We start from the raw sequence: 16,970 nt of genomic DNA on the forward strand, positions 1-16,970 counted from the left end.
CCTTGATTCACGGGCGAGACAGGAGAGTATGCATGGGCAGAATTGCAATCGTAACCGGCGGAACGCGCGGCATTGGCGAGGCGATCAGCCTGGCGCTCAAAGATGCAGGCGCACGGGTTATCGCCAGCTACGGTGGCAATGACGAAGCCGCCAGCGCCTTTTCCAAGAGGACCGGCATCGCCGTGCAGAAATGGGATGTCGGTGACCACCAGCAGAGCATGGATGCGGTCGCCAAGATCGAGGCCGATCACGGCCCTGTCGACATCCTGGTCAACAACGCCGGCATCACCCGCGACGCGACGATGATGAAGATGACCTGGGAGCAGTGGGACGAGGTGATCCGCGTCGACCTCACCGGCTGCTTCAACATGGCCAAGGCGTGCTTCCCCGGAATGCGCACCCGCGGCTGGGGCCGGATCGTCAACATCGGATCGGTCAACGGCCAGGGCGGCCAGATCGGCCAGGTCAACTATGCCGCTGCCAAATCGGGCATCCACGGGTTCACAAAGTCGCTGGCGATGGAAGGCGCGCGCTATGGCGTCACCGCCAACGCGATCGCGCCGGGCTATATCGCCACCGAAATGCTCTCGACCATCCCGCAGAACGTGATGGACAAGATCGTGGCGCAGATCCCGGTCGGACGTCTGGGCCAGGCAGAGGAAATCGCGCGTGGTGTCGTCTTCCTCACCGCCGAGGAAGCCGCGTTCGTCACCGGATCGACGCTGTCGATCAACGGCGGCCAGCACATGTACTGATCGCCCACAAGGCACAGATCACCAAGGGGCCGTGCAGCGATGCGCGGCCCTTTTGCGTTTCAGGGCCAGTGTCGTTCAGGGTTTCGCCATCAGCCCGGCGATCAGCCCGCGCTTGGCGCCGCCGCCCGATTTGAGCACGTTGCGGCGGAACAGCCGCGCGCCGAAGCGGATCAGCAGCAGCACCCACGCCGCCTGCCAGCCCAGGGCCAGCAGATGCTGCAGCACATCGGGCTCCTGCGCCGCGCGCGCCAGCATCGCGAAAGGCGAGCTGAACGGGAACGCCGCGGCAAAGATCTCGATCGGCTCGCCCAGCCGGGTGACCGAATAGGACGCGAGGAAGAAGAACAGCAGTTGCCCCATGGTCGCGGGCATCGACAGCGTCTGCACCTCGCGCACCGTGGTCGCCATCGCGCCGATGCCGAGGAACAAAGATCCCAGCAGCAGATAGGCCATCGCGAAATAGGCAACGCCAAGGCCAAGGAACAGCGGCCATCCGGTCGCGGGCGCGGGCAGTTGCGGCATGCCGTTGCCCGCCGCCAGAATCGCAATCACCGCCAGCCCCGCCCAGCAGGCGATGCCGATCAGCGCCATGCCCAGCATCGCGAACAATTTGCCCAGAAAGATCGCATCGATCGGCACGGCTGCCGCGAGGATCTCGATGATCTTGTTGGTCTTTTCCTCGACGAGATTGGAGAGCACCATGCCGGCGAGCAGCATGGTGAGCAGCACCAGCAAGGCCTGACCGACCTGCGCGGTGACCAGACGCCCCTGCTCCTGCGCGCCCGAGCTTTGGGCTACCGCGCGAGTCTCAAGCTTTGCGGGCTGTGCCGCCTGCCCGGCGCGCGCGCGCTCGACCAGCAGCTCGAGCGGACCCTGCCAGCGCTCGATCTCGGCTTCGGTGCCGATCAGCTGCGGGTCTGCGAGGCTTCCGGTGAGCACGCCCAGAAAGCGGGTGTCCTGTGTCGCATCGAGCAGGCGTTCGGGCTGGTCGGCCTGGCGCGCCACCAGCACCGGCACCCTGCCCTCGCCCAGCTGCGTGGCGAGTGCGGTGCGCGCCGCCAGCGCAGCCTCTGAATCGGGAGCGGACATCACCAGCGCGAAGCTGGGCCGGTCGATATCGCGTGCGACCTGCCCGCCGATGCTGCCCGCCGCAATGCCGATCGCGAGCGGAAAGACCGGGCCGAGCAGGAAGAAGAAGAACGCCTTGGAAAAGATGATCGCGGCGAAATCGCGCCTGGCGATCACCCAGGCAGCGCGCAAAAGTTCAGGCATCGGAACCCTCCTGCAGCGCTTCTTCCTCAAGCTGTCGCGCGGCATCGGCGCCTGCGATCGCGACAAAGGCATCGTGCAGCCCGGGGCGTTCGATCGACAGCGACTGGATCCCCGCCTCGCCTTCGATCAGCGCGCGCAGCAAGGGCTCGACCCCGGTTTCGGGAAGCGTGAAATGCCAGAAATGCCCCTCAGGCGCGGCATCGGCGGGCAGCGCCGCGCGCCATGGCCCGTCGAGCGACCGCGTCTCCAGCCGCACCTGCGGGCGCAACCGGTCGCGCGCCTCGGACACCGATCCGGTGAACGGCACCTTGCCGCCGGCAATGATGGCGATACGCTCGCACAGCCGTTCGGCATGTGCGATGACATGAGTGGAAAAGATCACGGTGACGCCCTTGTCGGCCTGCGCGCGGATCAGCCGCTCGAGCTTGGCCTGGTTGAGCGCGTCGAGCCCCGAGAACGGCTCGTCGAGCACGATCAGCTCGGGATCGTGCACCAGGGTGCCAAGCAACTGCACCGTCTGCGCCATGCCCTTTGAGAGCGTGCGCACCTCCTTGTCGGCCGCCTTGCCCAGGCCATGCTCCTCGAGCATCGCCCTGCCCCGCCTGCGCCCCTCGGCCAGCGGCAACCCGCGCAGCGCGCCCATGAAGGCGATCGCGTCATAGGCCTTCATCGAGGGATACAGCCCTCGCTCCTCGGGAAGATAGCCCACGCGCTTGGCGACATCGAGCGGATGATCGGTGCCCAGCAATGTCCGCGTGCCCTCGTCCGGATCGACGATGCCCAGCAGCATCCGCAAGGTGGTGGTCTTGCCTGCACCATTGGGTCCCAAGATGCCGAAGATGCTGCCGGCAGGGACGGTGAGGTCCACCCCGTCGACCGCGCGCTGACGCCCGAAGATCTTGACCAGCCCGCGCGCTTCGATGGCATTGGCGGTCACGGCTGGTCCTTGGGCATTGGGGTTTTGGGCGGGGTCAACGGATAGCCCATCGGTCTTGGTGGAAAGGCCTTAATCGGGTAGCGGACAAATATGGTTAGCGGCAAGAAAAACCTTGAGACGGACATTGCAGCTGAGGCCGCGCGGCTGGGCTTTGCCGATTGCGCGATTGCGCCCGCGAGCCTGGGGCCGCAGACCTCCGCACGGCTGCAAGACTGGCTCGCTGAAGGCTGCCATGGCGACATGCTGTGGATGGAGGCGCGCAGCGACCAGCGCGCCGACCCGGCCACGCTGTGGAGCGATGTCCGATCGGTGATCATGCTGGGGATGAGCTATGCGCCTGCGCGCGATCCCTTCGCGCTGGCCGAGCATCCGGGCCTAGGGCGTATATCGGTCTATGCGCAGGGCGGCGATTATCACAAGACGGTCAAGACCGCGCTGAAGGCGCTTGCGCGCTGGCTGGTCGAGCAAAGCGACGACGTTCAGGTCAAGGTGTTCGTCGATACCGCGCCGGTGATGGAAAAGCCGCTGGCGATGGCGGCAGGGCTGGGCTGGCAAGGCAAGCACACCAATCTCGTCAGCCGCGAGCATGGCAGCTGGCTATTCCTGGGCGCGATCTACACCACGCTCGAACTCGCGCCGAGCGGTGCGAGCGCCGACCTTTGCGGATCGTGCACCGCCTGCCAGGACGTCTGCCCGACAAACGCTTTTCCCGCGCCCTACAGGCTCGATGCGCGGCGCTGCATCTCGTATCTGACGATCGAGCATGCCGGGCCCATCCCCGCCGAACTGCGCGCTGGCATCGGCAACCATGTCTATGGCTGCGACGATTGCCTCGCGGTCTGCCCGTGGAACAAGTTTGCCGATGCCGCGCACCGCAACCAGGCGTTCCTGCCGCGCGCCGAGCTTGCCGCGCCCTCGCTCGCCGATCTGCTCGCGCTCGACGATGCGCAGTTCCGCGCTGTGTTTTCCGGATCGCCGATCAAGCGCAGCGGGCGGGTGCGGATGGTGCGCAATGCGGCCGTGGCGGCGGGCAATAGCGGGGATCCGGCATTGGCCCCGGCGGTCGCGGCGCTGCTCGACGATGCCGACCCGGTGGTGCGCGGCGCGGCGGTGTGGGCGCTGGCCGAGCTCGACCCGGCGCGCTGGGAGGCGGAGCGCGCTGCCCGCATCGCGCACGAGCAGGACGCGGACGTGCAGGCCGAATGGCGGCTTGCCGACGCGCCCGCGCCGGTCTAGGCGCAATTCCATCATGCTCCCGCCCTTCGATCACGTCCGCACCTGGATCTTCGATCTGGACAACACGCTCTACCCGGCGGAGACGGACCTGTTCGCGCTGATCGACGAGCGCATGGGGACCTATGTCGCCGATCTGATGCAGGTCGATCTGGTCGAGGCGCGGCGCATCCAGAAAGACTATTATTACCAGCACGGCACCACGCTGGCCGGGCTGATGCTCGACCACGGCGTCGATCCGCACCATTTCCTCGATTACGTCCACGATATCGACATGGGCCGCATCGAGCCCTGCCCGGTTACCGCAGCAGGGCTGGCGCAACTTCCCGGGCGCAAGCTGATCTTCACCAACGGCGACGTGACCTATGCAGGCCGCGTGCTCGACCGGCTCGGCCTGCGCGACCAGTTCGTGGCGATCCACGACATCCACGCGACGCAATACCAGCCCAAACCGCATTCCGCGGCGTATGCCAGCCTTGTCGACAGCCTCGCGATCGATCCTGCAGCGGCGCTTTTCGTCGATGATCTCGCGCGCAACCTCAAGCCCGCCAAGCTGCTGGGCATGACTACGGTGTGGATGAACAACGGATCGGATGGCGGCACGCATGAGGCCGAACACGACTTTATCGACCATGAGATAAGCGCGCTGGGCGAGTGGCTCACCGCGCTGACACAGGAGACTGCCCGATGACCGACACACTCCAGACCCGCATCGAAGCCGCCTGGGACGGCCGCGACGCCCTCAACACCAGCCCCGGCAGCGCGGTGGGCCGTGATGTCGCCGAAGCCATCGCGCTGCTCGACAGCGGCGTGGCGCGCGTCGCCGAGCCCGACGGCAAGGGCGGCTGGCAGGTCAACCAGTGGCTCAAGAAGGCGGTGCTGCTCTCGTTCCGTTTGAACCCGATGGCAGAAATCAGCGGCGGCCCCGGCGGCGCGCACTGGTGGGACAAGGTGCCCAGCAAGTTCGACGGCTGGCAGGCCGACGAGTTCAAGGCAGCGGGTTTCCGCGCGGTGCCCGGCTCGATCGTCCGCCGCGGCGCGTTCATCGCCAAGGACGCGGTGCTGATGCCCAGCTTCGTCAACATCGGCGCGCATGTCGGTGAAGGCACGATGGTCGACACTTGGGTCACCGTGGGCAGCTGCGCGCAGATCGGCCGCAACGTCCACATCTCTGGCGGCGTCGGCATCGGCGGCGTGCTCGAGCCGCTGCAGGCCGGCCCGGTGATCATCGAGGACAACTGCTTCATCGGCGCGCGCTCCGAAGTCGCCGAGGGCGTGATCGTCGGCGAGGGCGCGGTGCTTTCGATGGGCGTGTATCTGGGTTCATCGACCAAGATCGTCGACCGCGCCACCGGCGAAGTGCATTACGGCAAGGTGCCGCCTTATGCGGTGGTCGTCCCCGGATCGATGCCCGGCAAGCCGCTCCCCGATGGCTCGCCCGGCCCGTCGCTCTATTGCGCGGTGATCGTCAAGACGGTCGATGCGCAGACGCGTTCGAAGACCGGAATCAACGAGCTGCTGCGCAGCTGACCTCTCGTCATTCCCGCGAAAGCGGCAATCCCGCTACTGCCGAAACGACAGCGCACAAGCGGGACCGCCGCGTGCGCGGGGGTGACGAAAAAGAGGAAAGACACGAAAAAGGGCGGCCTGCGCGAAGCAGACCGCCCTTTCTTTTCATCCCTGCGGCATGAGGCCGCAGGAGCAGAAGATTACTTGAGCTCGACGGTGCCGCCGGCTGCTTCGATCTTCGCCTTGATGTCTTCGGCTTCAGCCTTGCTGACGCCTTCCTTGATCGCCTTGGGAGCGCTTTCCACCAGGGTCTTCGCTTCGGTCAGGCCGAGCGAGGTGATGGCGCGGACTTCCTTGATGACTTGGATCTTCTTGCCGCCGTCGCCGGTCAGGATGACGTCGAATTCGGTCTGCTCTTCAGCAACCGGTGCAGCAGCGCCAGCAGGCGCGGCAACAGCGACAGCAGCAGCGGCCGAAACGCCCCATGCTTCTTCGAGGGCCTTCGAGAGTTCAGCGGCTTCAAGAACGGTCAGCTTCGAGAGTTCTTCGACCAGGTTTGCGATATCTGCCATTTTAAGTCTCCAGTTCTAAATCATGATAGGTGCCGCATCCGCCCGGACAGGCGAGACGCGACGAAGTTTGAAAAGCTTATGCGTCTTCCTTGGTCGCATAGGCGCCGAACACGCGGGCAAGCTGCCCAGCCGGTGCCTGAATGACCTGGACAACCTTGGTTGCCGGGGCATTGACGAGACCAATGATCTTGGCGCGCAGTTCGTCGAGCGAGGGCATCGAGGCAAGCGCCTTGACACCTTCGGCATCCAGAACTGTGTCACCCATTGCGCCGCCGACAATCTCAAGCTTTTCATTGTCCTTGGCGAAGTTCACCGCAACCTTTGCAGCCGCGACCGGATCGGTCGAGGTGGCAAGGGCAATCGGTCCGGTCAGCAGGTCGGCGATGGACTCATAGGGAGTGCCCACCGCAGCCAGCTTGGCCAGGCGATTCTTGGTGACTTTGTAGCTGGCGCCTTCTGCGCGCATCTTCGTGCGAAGCTCGGTCGACTTGGCAACGGTCAGACCCAGATTACGGGTCACCACCACCACACCGGCTTCACCGAAGGTTGCGTTCAGCGAGGCAACAGCGGCTTTTTTATCAGCACGATCCATGCTGGTCTCCTTCCACATGAGCGCATCGAACAGGCAGTGTGCACTGCCCACCGGTGCGCCCGGTTCATTGCGCAGCGCCCTTGCCCTTGTGGGGGTCAAGCACTGCAGATCAGTCCGTGGGGGTGTTTGCCGAGCCGTTGCCCCGATCCGATTGGAGGGACGAAAATGGCAGCGTCTGCCCTGATCAGATCAGGAGCAGTGAAAAACATATCCCCGTCTAGGCTGGACATTAAGCGGAGCAAATCCCCCGCACCAACTGTCTCGGACGGCGATCGGGTGGGCCCTGAGGCCTATCCGGTCAGCGGCGGCAGATAGCAGCGGGGCTACCAGAGTCAAGCCCTGTCGCATTTTCGGTCCGGCTCAAACCGAGTTCAAGTGATCGCAATCACATTGTCTATCATAATGGTTGAGATATATCCAGCTCATCGCCGGGGCCGACCGAGGCCATGGCGACCGCCGCGTGGTCCCCGCGTGGCGAACTCGAAACGAAAGGTGCCCCATGACCGGATTTCGTACCCATTCGCTCAGTGATCCCACCATTCTGACCGTTCCCGGCCTCGACAACAGCGGGCCCGATCACTGGCAGAGCCATTGGGAGCGTCAATCGCTCAATTGCCGCCGTGTCGATATGGGCAACTGGCGCACCCCCAACCGCAATGCCTGGGTCAACCGGCTCAACATTGCCATCCGCCAGACCCAAGGACCGATCGTGCTGGTCGCGCACTCGCTGGGCTGCCATGCCGTTGCCTGGTGGGCCGCGCTTGAACGCCCAACCGCCAGCGGACCGGTGATCGGCGCGCTGCTCGTCGCGCCGCCGGAAGTCGATAATGCTCCAAGAGATCCTCGGCTGTGCAGCTTTGCCCCGTCGGCCCGAGGTGTCCTGCCCTTCCCCAGCCTGCTCGTGAGCAGCCGCGACGATCCCTACATCACACCAGACAGAGCCTATCGTCTTGCCAGTTTTTGGGGAGCGGATCATATCGATGCCGGACGGCTCGGGCACATCAACGCAGAAGCGCGGCTGGGCGACTGGACGTTCGGCAAGACATTGCTGGCGCGGCTGCTCGATTCGGCGCAGTTCGAGCGCAGTGTGATGCAGCAGGCACTGCCCCCTGCGCAGCGGTCCGCAGGCGGCTGGCGAGCCGACCTCACCCAATGACGCCCTGACATGCCGACTGGAGACCGGCGTCGGAGCGCTGGCGTCAGTCAGCCCTTGTCACGCTGACATTCTGGTCGACCAGCACCACCGTGCCGAAAGCGGTGAGGAAGGCGACGTCGAGCGCGTCGCGGCCGACGCCGATCTTCACCATATCGGCGGCGGTTGCCATCCCGGTGGGGTCGATGAGATGCCACGAGCCGCCAACGCCCGAGGGATCTGCAAGGAACACTTCTGCGACCGCGTGGAAATCGGGCGGGGTGACATCGGGCGCGTAGACGCTGGCGAACCGCGCCGGGATCGAGCAGGCGCGTGCGAGCACGATCATGACATGCGCATAATCGCGGCAGACGCCATGGCGCATCACGAAGCTGTCGAGCGCGGTGGTGGTTCCGTCCGACGAGCCGGACTCATACACGAAATGTTCGGTGATCCAGTCGCGCATCGCCGCGATCCGCGCGCCGCCCTGCAGCTCGCCAAATTCGGTGTCGACGAAGCTGTGGAACTTGGTGGCGGGGCAATAATGCGAATCGAACAGATACTGCACGGTTTCGCCGGGCAGCTGGTGCAGCGGCATCTGCGGCAGCGTTGCGACATCGACCAGATCGCGCAGCACCGTCATCCGGGCCCGGTAGTCGATGCTGAGCCTCCCGCTGGTGCGCAGCCATATCCGGTCGCCGATACCGTCCAGCGCCGCCACGCGGACGAAATGCTCGCACCGCGATGCCTCGATATGCGCCCATTCGATCCGTTGTTCGGGGATCGCGGCGGCCTCGACCTGCAGCAGGATATCGGTCGGCACATCCATGTCATAGGTCAGCGTGATGTGCAGATCGAGGGTCATCAGGGAAGCTCCAGCGGGTGGATGTGGGGGTCTGTGAAAGCCAGACACCAAAAAGGGGCCGAGGTTCCCCCCGGCCCCTGATTTAGGCTTTTAACAGCAGAGTGTGACGATCAGCCTGCGTGCACTTCCGACAGGTCGACCTTCAGGCCGGGGCCCATCGACGAGCTGACCGAGATCTTGCGCAGGTACTTGCCCTTGGAGCCCGAGGGCTTGGCACGCACGATGGCTTCGACGAACGCATCGAAGTTCGCGCGCAGCGCCTCATCGGTGAAGCTCGCCTTGCCGATGCCCGAGTGGATGATACCGGCCTTTTCGACGCGGAATTCGACCTGGCCTCCCTTGGCAGCCTTGACCGCTTCAGCGACGTTCGGGGTGACGGTGCCCAGCTTCGGGTTCGGCATCAGGCCCTTGGGACCCAGCAGCTTACCCAGACGGCCGACCACACCCATCATGTCGGGGGTGGCGATGACGCGGTCATAATCGACCTTGCCGTTCTGCATTTCTTCCATCAGGTCTTCGGCACCGACGCGCTCGGCACCAGCGGCGAGAGCCGCATCGGCCTTGTCGCCGCGAGCGAACACGGCAACGCGCACGTCCTTGCCGGTGCCCGAGGGCAGCGACACGACACCGCGGACCATCTGGTCGGCGTGACGCGGGTCGACGCCCAGGTTCAGCGCGACTTCAATGGTTTCGTCGAACTTCGACGTCGCCAGTTCCTTGATGGTCTTGATGGCTTCGTCGACGCCGTACAGCTTTTCAGCATCGAGCTTGGCGGAGAGGGCCTTTGCCTTCTTGGTCACTTTTGCCATGATAATCAGCCCTCCACCACTTCAAGGCCCATCGACGTCGCCGAGCCTTCGATAATCTTCGTTGCCGCTTCAATGTCGTTGGCATTGAGGTCGGCCATCTTCGCCTGGGCGATTTCCGCCAGCTGCGAACGCTTGATGGTTCCGGCGCTTTCCTTGCCCGGCAGCTTCGATCCGCTCTTCAGGTTGGCAGCCTTCTTGATCAGATAGCTGGCAGGCGGGGTCTTGGTGACGAACGTGAAGCTGCGATCGCCGAACACGGTGATCACGGTGGGCAGCGGGGTGCCCTTTTCGACTTCCTGCGTCGCAGCGTTGAACTGCTTGCAGAATTCCATGATGTTCACGCCGCGCTGACCCAGAGCCGGGCCGATCGGCGGAGAGGGGTTGGCAGAGCCCGCAGGCACCTGCAGCTTGATATAGCCTTCAATCTTTTTTGCCACGATGGCACTCCTTCATTCTGTCGGGCGAGCGGCGGATGCCGGTTGCCCTCAAATTAAGCGGTCAGACAACAGGTTTTAAGGCCTGTCTCCCGCACTAAACCCTCTCCCTTTACGGGAGAGGGACAGCTTCACGAAGTGAAGCAGGGAGACGGCTGGGAGCACGACCGGTGCGCCGAAGCCCTCTCCAACTTGGCCTAGGCAGCAAGCTGCCAAGGCTGCGTATCCTCTCCCGTAAAGGGAGAGGATAAATCCTATGCGACCTTATTTCGCCAGCTCGACATGCTCGAAGTCGAGATCGACCGGCGTTGCACGGCCGAAGATCGAGACCGAGACCTTGACGCGGGCCTTGTCGAAATCGAGCTCCTCGACGATGCCGTTGAAGCTCGCGAACGGGCCTTCGAGCACCTTGACCGAATCGCCGATCTCGTAGTCGACGTCGATGCGCTGGCGCGGGGCGTTGGCAGCCTCTTCCTTGGTGTTGAGGATACGGGCAGCCTCGGCGTCGCTGATCGCCTGCGGCTTGCCGTTGGGGCCCAGAAAGCCGGTGACCTTGGGCGTGTTCTTGACGACGTGATAGACATCGTCGGTCATCGCCAGCTTGGCCAGCACGTAGCCGGGGAAGAACTTGCGCTCGGTCTGCACCTTCTTGCCGCGGCGGACTTCGGTCACGGTTTCGGTGGGCACCTCGACCTGTTCCACCAGCGCAGACAGGCCCATGCGCTCGGCATCGGCGAGAATCGCGTCGCGGACCTTGTTTTCAAAGCCCGAATAAGCGTGAATGATGTACCAGCGCGACATTCAGTTCTCTTTCAATAATCAGCCAAGCAAAATCAGGCCGCCGCGATCATGCAAGCGTGAGCAGCCATTTCACGATGGCACCGAACACCGAATCGACTGCCAGGAAGAAGATCGCCAGGATCGTCATCAGGATGAACACCATGATGGCGGTGGTGATGGTTTCCTGACGGCTCGGCCAGACGACCTTCGACGCCTCGGTCTTCACCTGGTTCACGAACTCGCCGGGACTGGTCTTCTTGCGCTCAGTGGCCATGGCCGTCTAACTTCCCTGTTTCCGATTCGCGGGGCATCATCATGCTGCAGGCACATCGCCGCCAGCCTTGCCCGGCTGAAACACGATATATGCACCCTGTCGGAGAAAGACAGCCCCATAACCGCGCCAAGCCGCAGAGGCAAGGGGATTCAGAAACCCGGGCGATTCAGAAACTCGGGCGAATCACAAAGCCGGGGTAGGGCCGCTGGCAGGAGTGGAGGGATTCGAACCCCCGGCATTCGGTTTTGGAGACCGACGCTCTACCAGCTGAGCTACACTCCTGTGCGGGCAGGCCGTCGCCATTAGCGGCTGCACGCCCGGTGCGCAAGCGCTGCTGTGCGGTTTTGCACCCGCCAGACGCACAACGGGGTGACCGCTTGCCCATGATCTGCGCCGGAACGGCACGGCCATGGGGGCGATCACCCCGTGTGAATTCAAAGCCGGTAGGCGCCAGGCCCCAAAAGAGCCCGGAGCCAGGACCAGATCAGCGCTTCGAGAACTGGAAGCTCTTGCGCGCCTTGGCCTTGCCGTACTTCTTGCGCTCGACGGTGCGGCTGTCGCGGGTCAGGAACCCGGCCGACTTGACTGCGCGGCGCAGCGTGGGCTCGTACTTGCTGAGCGCCTGGCTGATGCCGTGCTTGACGGCGCCGGCCTGGCCCGAAAGACCACCACCCTTGACGGTGCAGATCACATCGTACTGGCCGCGACGATCGGTGATGTCGAACACCTGGTTGATCACCAGACGCAGCGTAGGACGTGCGAAGTACACTTCCTGGTCGCGCTTGTTGATGATGATCTTGCCGGTGCCGGGCTTCAGCCACACGCGGGCCACGGCGTCCTTGCGGCGACCGGTGGCATAGGCACGGCCCTGCTTGTCCAGTTCCTGCTCGCGGATCGGAGCCGGCGCGCCGCCACCTCCGGTGTGGGCGGGGTTGATCGGGGTTTCGACGTCGGCGGCGATGTCCTTGAGATCGGACAGGGATTGCACGGTATCAGACATTATGCACCCACCTTGTTCTTGCGGTTGAGCGAGGCAACGTCGAGCGCTTCGGGCTGTTGGCCGTTATGCGGATGTTCGGTGCCGGTAAAGAGATGCAGGTTGCGCATCTGCTGGCGGCCCAGAGGACCACGGGGAACCATGCGTTCCACCGCCTTTTCAAGCACGCGCTCGGGGAAGCGGCCGTCGAGCACCTTGGCTGCGGTCACTTCCTTGATGCCACCGATATAGCCGGTGTGCTTGTAATAGACCTTCTTGTCGCGCTTGTTGCCGGTCAACACCACCTTGCCGGCGTTGATGACGATGACATGGTCACCGCAATCGACGTGCGGGGTGTAGCTCGGCTTGTGCTTGCCGCGCAGGATGTTGGCGATGATCACCGCAACGCGGCCGACCACCAGTCCGTCGGCATCGATAATATGCCACTTCTTTTCCACGTCCGCCGGTTTGATCGACTTGGTGGTCTTGAGCAAAGCCTTCATGGCCTTCAACCTTCCAAAACATCAGCCAGGCATCTGACGGACCCTGATCGGGCCGCCCGCCGGTCGGCTGACACGTTTCTATGAAACGAACAGGCCTTTATCGGCCTGAGCGAAGCGCGGCTAATGACGTTGAGGCCACGTTTAGTCAAGCATTTTGGGGGGATTGCAAAGAGGTAAAATAATACCTTCGTTATCCGGGGTCGGTCGCCGGCGCCTCCAGCGTGAGCGATTCGCGGAACAAGCGGCTGGTGCCCTCGACCGTGCTGGTCATGCGCCGATCCTGGTTTTCGACCAGCCCGCTGCGCAAGGACAGCGTGCCGGCAATGCTGGTGGACAGCTGCGCGCCATCGGGCCGGGTTTCGTCCTGCGCGCTTGAAAAACCGAGGGTTTCACCGGTGAGCGATACCAGGCGCAAGCGCGCGCCATCGACCGAGGTCAGCTGCCCCGAGCGGCACGGGCGTCCAGCCAGCATCAGCAGCCGCGATGCCTTGACCATGTGCACTCCGGCACGCTCGGCAGGGGGCAGCGCCGCGAGCCGATCGAGGACCGCCGCGATCGCCACCTGCTCGCGCTCCGGCCGCGCAACCAGCGCGGGATCGCTGCGCAGGCGATCGATCGCCTGCCTGAGTCGCTCGGGCGCGTCAGGCGATTCGGTCACTCCCAGCAGCGTGCCGCCTGCATTGATCGTGAAGTCGAGAATCTCGTCAGCCGCGCTTTCGCCTTCGAGCGAGAGCAGCCGCAGCAATTCGGGCGGAGCTTCGACCTGCTGTCCGGTCTGCTGCCAGCGCATCCGATACCCGCGGCCCGAACGGGTGAAGGACACGGCGTAGGTGACCGTCTGGATGAAGATTCCGTTCGCCAGCGGACGCTCGATCCTGCGGATCAGCACGAGCGGGGTGTCAAGCGGCGGCGCGAAGGTGATTGTGGCTGCGGGGCAGGGGGGCGATTCGGGAGGGGCAGCAAGGGCAGTGTCGGGCTGGGCGAGCAGCAGCAGCGCGCCCACCAGCATCAGTCGATCGCCAGCGTCTGGCCCAGCACCCAGGCACGGAAGCTGGGCGGGCAATAGTCCACCGGCAGCACCAGCACCGCGGGCTCGTCATAGCTGTGCAGATGGACGATCCGCGCGACCAGCGCCTTGGACTGGGGCAGTGCGGTCTTGAACAGCACCGGGACCTCGGCCGTTTCGGTGAGTTCACCCTGCCAGTGACAGATTGCAAGGGCAGGGGCCATGATGTTGGCACACGCGGCAAGCTGTTCGCGCACCACCGTCCGCGCGATGGTCCGCGCCTCTTCCTCGTCGGCAAAGGGGCAATAGACCAATCGGATGTCCGATCCGTCGCCCGGCAGGTCGCCGATCATGCAGCCACGGCCACTTGGCGTTGGAGCATATCGCGCTGGCCAAGCCGGTGCGCGCCCCAAGCCGTGGTCGCGACCAGGATCGCGCCCACCGCCTGATGCAGCACCGCCAGATGCAGATCAACGCTGGTCATCACCGTGGCGATGCCGAGCAGGATCTGCAGCCCGAAGGCGGTGTGGATGGCGAGCGAGATCCGCCGGTCGACCCGGCGCACCGCGCGGCCCATCACCACCAAGGCGGCGACAGCGACGAACGCCCACCAGCGGTGGATGAAGTGCAGCAGGAAGGGATCGTGCGTCAGCGTGTGCACCAGCCCCTGCGACCAGTCGACATCAACGGGGAAGAACGCCCCGTTCATCAGCGGCCAGCTCTTGGCGGCATAGCCCGCGTTGAGCCCGGCCACCCAGGCGCCGAACAGCAGTTGCAGGAATAAAACGCCGATCACGATCAGGCTGAGCCCCGTCATCCGCGCCGGCCTTGCTGCGGGATCACGCGCCAGTGCCTTCAGGTCGAGCGCGGTCCAGATCAGCCCGGCCATGATGAACAAGGCGTTGAGCAGATGCACCGCAAGCCGGAAATGGCTGACATCGGTGCGCTCGGACAGGCCCGATGCCACCATCCACCAGCCCACCGCGCCCTGCAGTCCGCCCAGTGCGAACAGGGCGGTCAGCCGCCAGCCATATCCCTGCGGGATCGCGCGGCGCACCGCGAAGTACAGGAACGGCAGCGCGAACGCGACGCCGACCAGGCGCCCAAGCAGCCGGTGGATATACTCCCAGAAATAGATGGTCTTGAACTCGGCCAGCGTCATGCCGGCGTTGACCTCGATATATTCGGGGATCAGCTTGTACTTCTCGAACTCCGCGACCCAGGAGGCCTCGCTCAGCGGCGGCAGCGTCCCGGTGACGACATTCCATTCGGTGATCGACAGCCCCGATTCGGTCAGCCGGGTGATTCCCCCCACCACCACCATGGTGAACACCAGCAGTGCCACCCCATACAGCCAGTTGGCAATGGCCGAGGGGGCGGCGCGCGCGTCCAAGCGTGCGGCAGAGACAGGTGCGTGCGACAGGCTGGTCATGGTGTCGCATTTCGGATGCCGCCGCCCCGCTTGCAAGGTGTTTTTTGCGCTGCGGCAACCGAATGATGGGCGTTGCCCAGGATGATGTTTTTGCAATCCCGCACGCAAGCGACATTGCGCAATGATATCATATAACCTATGTGCCAGACATGTTGTCTCGTATCACCAAGTCCGGCCAGCTCGATTCTGCAGCGATTGCGCTGTCGGCATTGTGCATGGTGCATTGCGCCGCGGGCATCTGGCTGGTGGCGGGAATCGCCTCATTGGGCGGTATCCTGCTCGCCCCCTGGGTGCACGAGATCGGCTTTGCGCTTGCCGCGATCATGGCGGCGCTGGCGCTGGGCCATGGCGTCCGCTCGCACGGAGCGCGGCTGCCGCTGGCAATCGGGGTGGTCGGAATTGCCTCGATGCTGATGGCGATGACCGTGCCGCACGGAAGTGCCTACGAATATGCGCTCACCCTGGCAGGCGTCGCCGCGCTGAGCGTCGCGCACCTGCTCAACTACCGCGCCGCGCGCCAGAACTGAGTTCCGCGCAAGCCGGGCACCAACATTCGCACTTGCCCTTTGCCCGTCATCCGCGCCAAGAGTTTCGGCCTATGACCAGCACCACCCACACCTCCGCTCAGATCAATCTCCACATCAATGGCGAGCCGCGCTGCGTGCCCGCCGGGCAGAGCATCGCCGCTCTGGTGACCTCGCTCGGGCTTGATCCCGCCAAGGTCGCGGTCGAGCGCAATCTGGAGATCGTGCCGCGCTCAACGCTGGCGGATGTCATGGTGGGCGAAGGCGACCGGCTCGAGATCGTGCATTTCGTCGGCGGCGGCGACCATGCAGCAGCAGACGACAGCTGGACGGTGGCAGGCCATACCTTCCGGTCGCGGCTGATCGTCGGCACCGGCAAGTACAAGGACTTTGCCCAGAACGCCGCTGCCGTGGAAGCCTCGGGCGCCGAGATCGTCACCGTCGCGGTGCGCCGGGTCAACGTCTCGGACCCCAGCGCGCCGATGCTGACCGACTTCATCGACCCGATGAAGATCACCTATCTGCCCAACACCGCAGGCTGCTTCACCGGCGAGGACGCGATCCGCACGCTGCGGCTGGCGCGCGAGGCAGGCGGCTGGGATCTGGTCAAGCTCGAGGTGCTGGGCGAGGCCAAGACGCTCTACCCCGATATGCACGAGACGCTGCGCGCCACCGAGATTCTCGCCAAGGAAGGCTTCAAGCCGATGGTCTATTGTGTCGACGACCCGATCGGCGCCAAGCGGCTCGAGGATGCAGGCGCGGTCGCGATCATGCCGCTGGGCGCGCCGATCGGATCGGGGCTGGGCATCCAGAACCGGGTGACCATCCGGCTGATCGTCGAGAATGCCAAGGTCCCGGTGCTGGTTGATGCCGGCGTCGGCACCGCATCGGACGCGGCGATCGCGATGGAACTGGGTTGCGATGGCGTGCTGATGAACACCGCGATCGCCGAAGCCAGGGACCCCATCCGCATGGCGCGCGCGATGAAACTTGCGGTGGAGGCGGGACGCGATGCGTATCTTGCCGGCCGCATGGGCACGCGCAAATATGCCGATCCCTCGAGCCCGCTCGCCGGTTTGATCTGACCGGGCACACCGGTTCCACGTGGAACCGGTGCATTGCCCTCGAAAACCTCTCTGCCTCCCGCATCGCCCCCGCGCATACGGGGCTTCTGCTGCCGCGCCGCTGTCGCCTGTCGCGACTCCCGCCATGCGCGGAAATGACAAGGGCGTGTGGGAACTCCCACTTTCCCTAGCGTCAAGCTGAAACGATCATACCGATTCGGTGACAGTTTCTTTGCATATGTTACATTCGTCGACGACCCGCTGTCGTTCGTCGACGCTTGTAGTCGTTGAGCGACGCATT

21 protein-coding genes and 1 tRNA gene are annotated in these 16,970 nt (G+C 64.4%); 7 read left to right on the top strand and 15 right to left on the bottom strand.

From position 1 onward, the window contains the following. Positions 1-32: 32 nt before the first annotated feature. Positions 33-755 (top strand): acetoacetyl-CoA reductase, encoded by a 723-nt coding sequence (phbB, locus tag B5J99_RS06030; RefSeq protein ID WP_054135142.1) that lies wholly within the window; start codon positions 33-35, stop codon positions 753-755. A 75-nt stretch (positions 756-830) separates the two neighbouring features. Here the strand turns inward: phbB and B5J99_RS06035 are convergent, their stop codons facing one another. Then, positions 831-2,027, bottom strand: a complete 1,197-nt coding sequence (locus B5J99_RS06035) for an ABC transporter permease (RefSeq protein ID WP_117351876.1) — start codon at positions 2,025-2,027, stop codon at positions 831-833. Beyond that, positions 2,020-2,964: an ABC transporter ATP-binding protein gene (locus B5J99_RS06040; RefSeq protein ID WP_117351877.1), complete on the bottom strand. Its 945-nt coding sequence runs from the start codon at positions 2,962-2,964 to the stop codon at positions 2,020-2,022. Before B5J99_RS06040 ends, B5J99_RS06035 begins: the two co-directional genes overlap by 8 nt. A gap of 90 nt (positions 2,965-3,054) precedes the next feature. Between B5J99_RS06040 and queG the strand changes: the two genes are divergently transcribed. The 3 genes from queG to dapD are packed head-to-tail and all read left to right on the top strand — an operon-like array spanning position 3,055 to position 5,727. Beyond that, on the top strand, positions 3,055-4,200 hold the full coding sequence (gene queG / locus B5J99_RS06045) for a tRNA epoxyqueuosine(34) reductase QueG (RefSeq protein ID WP_117351878.1): 1,146 nt from the start codon (positions 3,055-3,057) through the stop codon (positions 4,198-4,200). A 13-nt stretch (positions 4,201-4,213) separates the two neighbouring features. Continuing rightward, entirely contained in the window at positions 4,214-4,888 is a 675-nt protein-coding gene (locus B5J99_RS06050; RefSeq protein WP_117351879.1) for a pyrimidine 5'-nucleotidase, read from the top strand. After that, positions 4,885-5,727 (top strand): 2,3,4,5-tetrahydropyridine-2,6-dicarboxylate N-succinyltransferase, encoded by an 843-nt coding sequence (gene dapD / locus B5J99_RS06055; protein WP_117351880.1) that lies wholly within the window; start codon positions 4,885-4,887, stop codon positions 5,725-5,727. Before B5J99_RS06050 ends, dapD begins: the two co-directional genes overlap by 4 nt. Positions 5,728-5,906: 179 nt before the next feature. Here dapD and rplL read toward each other — a convergent pair whose 3' ends face one another. Together rplL and rplJ are read right to left on the bottom strand one after the other, a co-directional pair. Next, positions 5,907-6,278, bottom strand: a complete 372-nt coding sequence (rplL, locus tag B5J99_RS06060) for a 50S ribosomal protein L7/L12 (RefSeq protein WP_054135148.1) — start codon at positions 6,276-6,278, stop codon at positions 5,907-5,909. 76 nt (positions 6,279-6,354) lie between these two features. Then, positions 6,355-6,870 carry a 50S ribosomal protein L10 gene (gene rplJ / locus B5J99_RS06065; RefSeq protein ID WP_054135192.1) on the bottom strand — a complete coding sequence of 172 codons (516 nt, stop codon included), beginning with the start codon at positions 6,868-6,870 and terminating at the stop codon, positions 6,355-6,357. 499 nt (positions 6,871-7,369) lie between these two features. Here rplJ and B5J99_RS06070 point away from each other — a divergent pair, with 499 nt between their 5' ends. Further along, positions 7,370-8,026 (top strand): RBBP9/YdeN family alpha/beta hydrolase, encoded by a 657-nt coding sequence (locus B5J99_RS06070; protein WP_117351881.1) that lies wholly within the window; start codon positions 7,370-7,372, stop codon positions 8,024-8,026. A 43-nt stretch (positions 8,027-8,069) separates the two neighbouring features. Here the strand turns inward: B5J99_RS06070 and B5J99_RS06075 are convergent, their stop codons facing one another. The 11 genes from B5J99_RS06075 to B5J99_RS06125 all read right to left on the bottom strand — a co-directional run bounded on the left by B5J99_RS06075 (position 8,070) and on the right by B5J99_RS06125 (position 15,081). Then, a complete protein-coding gene (locus B5J99_RS06075; protein ID WP_117351882.1) occupies positions 8,070-8,867 on the bottom strand; it encodes a transglutaminase-like domain-containing protein in 798 nt (265 codons plus the stop codon). Positions 8,868-8,977: 110 nt separating this feature from the next. Then, complete coding sequence (rplA, locus tag B5J99_RS06080; protein WP_054135150.1) at positions 8,978-9,676, bottom strand: 50S ribosomal protein L1; 699 nt, start codon at positions 9,674-9,676, stop codon at positions 8,978-8,980. A 5-nt stretch (positions 9,677-9,681) separates the two neighbouring features. Beyond that, on the bottom strand, positions 9,682-10,113 hold the full coding sequence (rplK, locus tag B5J99_RS06085; RefSeq protein WP_054135151.1) for a 50S ribosomal protein L11: 432 nt from the start codon (positions 10,111-10,113) through the stop codon (positions 9,682-9,684). Positions 10,114-10,374: 261 nt separating this feature from the next. Then, a complete protein-coding gene (nusG, locus tag B5J99_RS06090; RefSeq protein WP_054135152.1) occupies positions 10,375-10,911 on the bottom strand; it encodes a transcription termination/antitermination protein NusG in 537 nt (178 codons plus the stop codon). A gap of 46 nt (positions 10,912-10,957) precedes the next feature. Next, positions 10,958-11,164 (bottom strand): preprotein translocase subunit SecE, encoded by a 207-nt coding sequence (gene secE / locus B5J99_RS06095; protein WP_054135153.1) that lies wholly within the window; start codon positions 11,162-11,164, stop codon positions 10,958-10,960. A 206-nt stretch (positions 11,165-11,370) separates the two neighbouring features. Beyond that, positions 11,371-11,446: transfer RNA gene (locus B5J99_RS06100), tRNA-Trp, on the bottom strand. A 202-nt stretch (positions 11,447-11,648) separates the two neighbouring features. Then, positions 11,649-12,164: a 30S ribosomal protein S9 gene (gene rpsI, locus B5J99_RS06105; RefSeq protein WP_117351883.1), complete on the bottom strand. Its 516-nt coding sequence runs from the start codon at positions 12,162-12,164 to the stop codon at positions 11,649-11,651. Next, entirely contained in the window at positions 12,164-12,643 is a 480-nt protein-coding gene (rplM, locus tag B5J99_RS06110) for a 50S ribosomal protein L13 (RefSeq protein WP_054135154.1), read from the bottom strand. Before rplM ends, rpsI begins: the two co-directional genes overlap by 1 nt. 190 nt (positions 12,644-12,833) lie before the next feature. Beyond that, positions 12,834-13,652, bottom strand: a complete 819-nt coding sequence (locus tag B5J99_RS06115) for a hypothetical protein (RefSeq protein WP_117351884.1) — start codon at positions 13,650-13,652, stop codon at positions 12,834-12,836. Then, positions 13,652-14,002, bottom strand: coding sequence for a divalent-cation tolerance protein CutA (gene cutA, locus B5J99_RS06120; protein WP_054135156.1), 351 nt, complete (start codon positions 14,000-14,002; stop codon positions 13,652-13,654). Before cutA ends, B5J99_RS06115 begins: the two co-directional genes overlap by 1 nt. Then, complete coding sequence (locus tag B5J99_RS06125) at positions 13,999-15,081, bottom strand: COX15/CtaA family protein (RefSeq protein ID WP_117351885.1); 1,083 nt, start codon at positions 15,079-15,081, stop codon at positions 13,999-14,001. The genes cutA and B5J99_RS06125 overlap by 4 nt, the downstream gene beginning before the upstream one ends. A 149-nt stretch (positions 15,082-15,230) precedes the next feature. On the opposite strand from B5J99_RS06125, the gene B5J99_RS06130 reads away from it, so the two are divergent. Together B5J99_RS06130 and thiS are read left to right on the top strand one after the other, a co-directional pair. After that, entirely contained in the window at positions 15,231-15,608 is a 378-nt protein-coding gene (locus tag B5J99_RS06130; RefSeq protein WP_117351886.1) for a MerC domain-containing protein, read from the top strand. Between the two features lie 71 nt (positions 15,609-15,679). Then, complete coding sequence (gene thiS / locus B5J99_RS06135) at positions 15,680-16,690, top strand: sulfur carrier protein ThiS (RefSeq protein WP_117351887.1); 1,011 nt, start codon at positions 15,680-15,682, stop codon at positions 16,688-16,690. The last annotated feature ends 280 nt before the right edge of the window (positions 16,691-16,970 follow it).

The sequence above is a fragment of the Blastomonas fulva genome (assembly GCF_003431825.1).
GTDB classification, from domain to species: Bacteria; Pseudomonadota; Alphaproteobacteria; order Sphingomonadales; family Sphingomonadaceae; genus Blastomonas; species Blastomonas fulva.

Bases quoted from the DNA above. Each gene is read 5' to 3' on its own strand.
- phbB (WP_054135142.1), top strand. From the start codon at position 33: ATGGGCAGAATTGCAATCGTAACCGGCGGAACGCGCGGCATTGGCGAG.
- B5J99_RS06035 (WP_117351876.1), bottom strand. From the start codon at position 2,027: ATGCCTGAACTTTTGCGCGCTGCCTGGGTGATCGCCAGGCGCGATTTC.
- queG (WP_117351878.1), top strand. From the start codon at position 3,055: ATGGTTAGCGGCAAGAAAAACCTTGAGACGGACATTGCAGCTGAGGCC.
- B5J99_RS06050 (WP_117351879.1), top strand. From the start codon at position 4,214: ATGCTCCCGCCCTTCGATCACGTCCGCACCTGGATCTTCGATCTGGAC.
- dapD (WP_117351880.1), top strand. From the start codon at position 4,885: ATGACCGACACACTCCAGACCCGCATCGAAGCCGCCTGGGACGGCCGC.
- rplL (WP_054135148.1), bottom strand. From the start codon at position 6,278: ATGGCAGATATCGCAAACCTGGTCGAAGAACTCTCGAAGCTGACCGTT.
- rplJ (WP_054135192.1), bottom strand. From the start codon at position 6,870: ATGGATCGTGCTGATAAAAAAGCCGCTGTTGCCTCGCTGAACGCAACC.
- B5J99_RS06070 (WP_117351881.1), top strand. From the start codon at position 7,370: ATGACCGGATTTCGTACCCATTCGCTCAGTGATCCCACCATTCTGACC.
- B5J99_RS06075 (WP_117351882.1), bottom strand. From the start codon at position 8,867: ATGACCCTCGATCTGCACATCACGCTGACCTATGACATGGATGTGCCG.
- rplA (WP_054135150.1), bottom strand. From the start codon at position 9,676: ATGGCAAAAGTGACCAAGAAGGCAAAGGCCCTCTCCGCCAAGCTCGAT.
- nusG (WP_054135152.1), bottom strand. From the start codon at position 10,911: ATGTCGCGCTGGTACATCATTCACGCTTATTCGGGCTTTGAAAACAAG.
- secE (WP_054135153.1), bottom strand. From the start codon at position 11,164: ATGGCCACTGAGCGCAAGAAGACCAGTCCCGGCGAGTTCGTGAACCAG.
- rpsI (WP_117351883.1), bottom strand. From the start codon at position 12,164: ATGTCTGATACCGTGCAATCCCTGTCCGATCTCAAGGACATCGCCGCC.
- rplM (WP_054135154.1), bottom strand. From the start codon at position 12,643: ATGAAGGCTTTGCTCAAGACCACCAAGTCGATCAAACCGGCGGACGTG.
- B5J99_RS06115 (WP_117351884.1), bottom strand. From the start codon at position 13,652: ATGCTGGTGGGCGCGCTGCTGCTGCTCGCCCAGCCCGACACTGCCCTT.
- cutA (WP_054135156.1), bottom strand. From the start codon at position 14,002: ATGATCGGCGACCTGCCGGGCGACGGATCGGACATCCGATTGGTCTAT.
- B5J99_RS06125 (WP_117351885.1), bottom strand. From the start codon at position 15,081: ATGACCAGCCTGTCGCACGCACCTGTCTCTGCCGCACGCTTGGACGCG.
- B5J99_RS06130 (WP_117351886.1), top strand. From the start codon at position 15,231: ATGTTGTCTCGTATCACCAAGTCCGGCCAGCTCGATTCTGCAGCGATT.
- thiS (WP_117351887.1), top strand. From the start codon at position 15,680: ATGACCAGCACCACCCACACCTCCGCTCAGATCAATCTCCACATCAAT.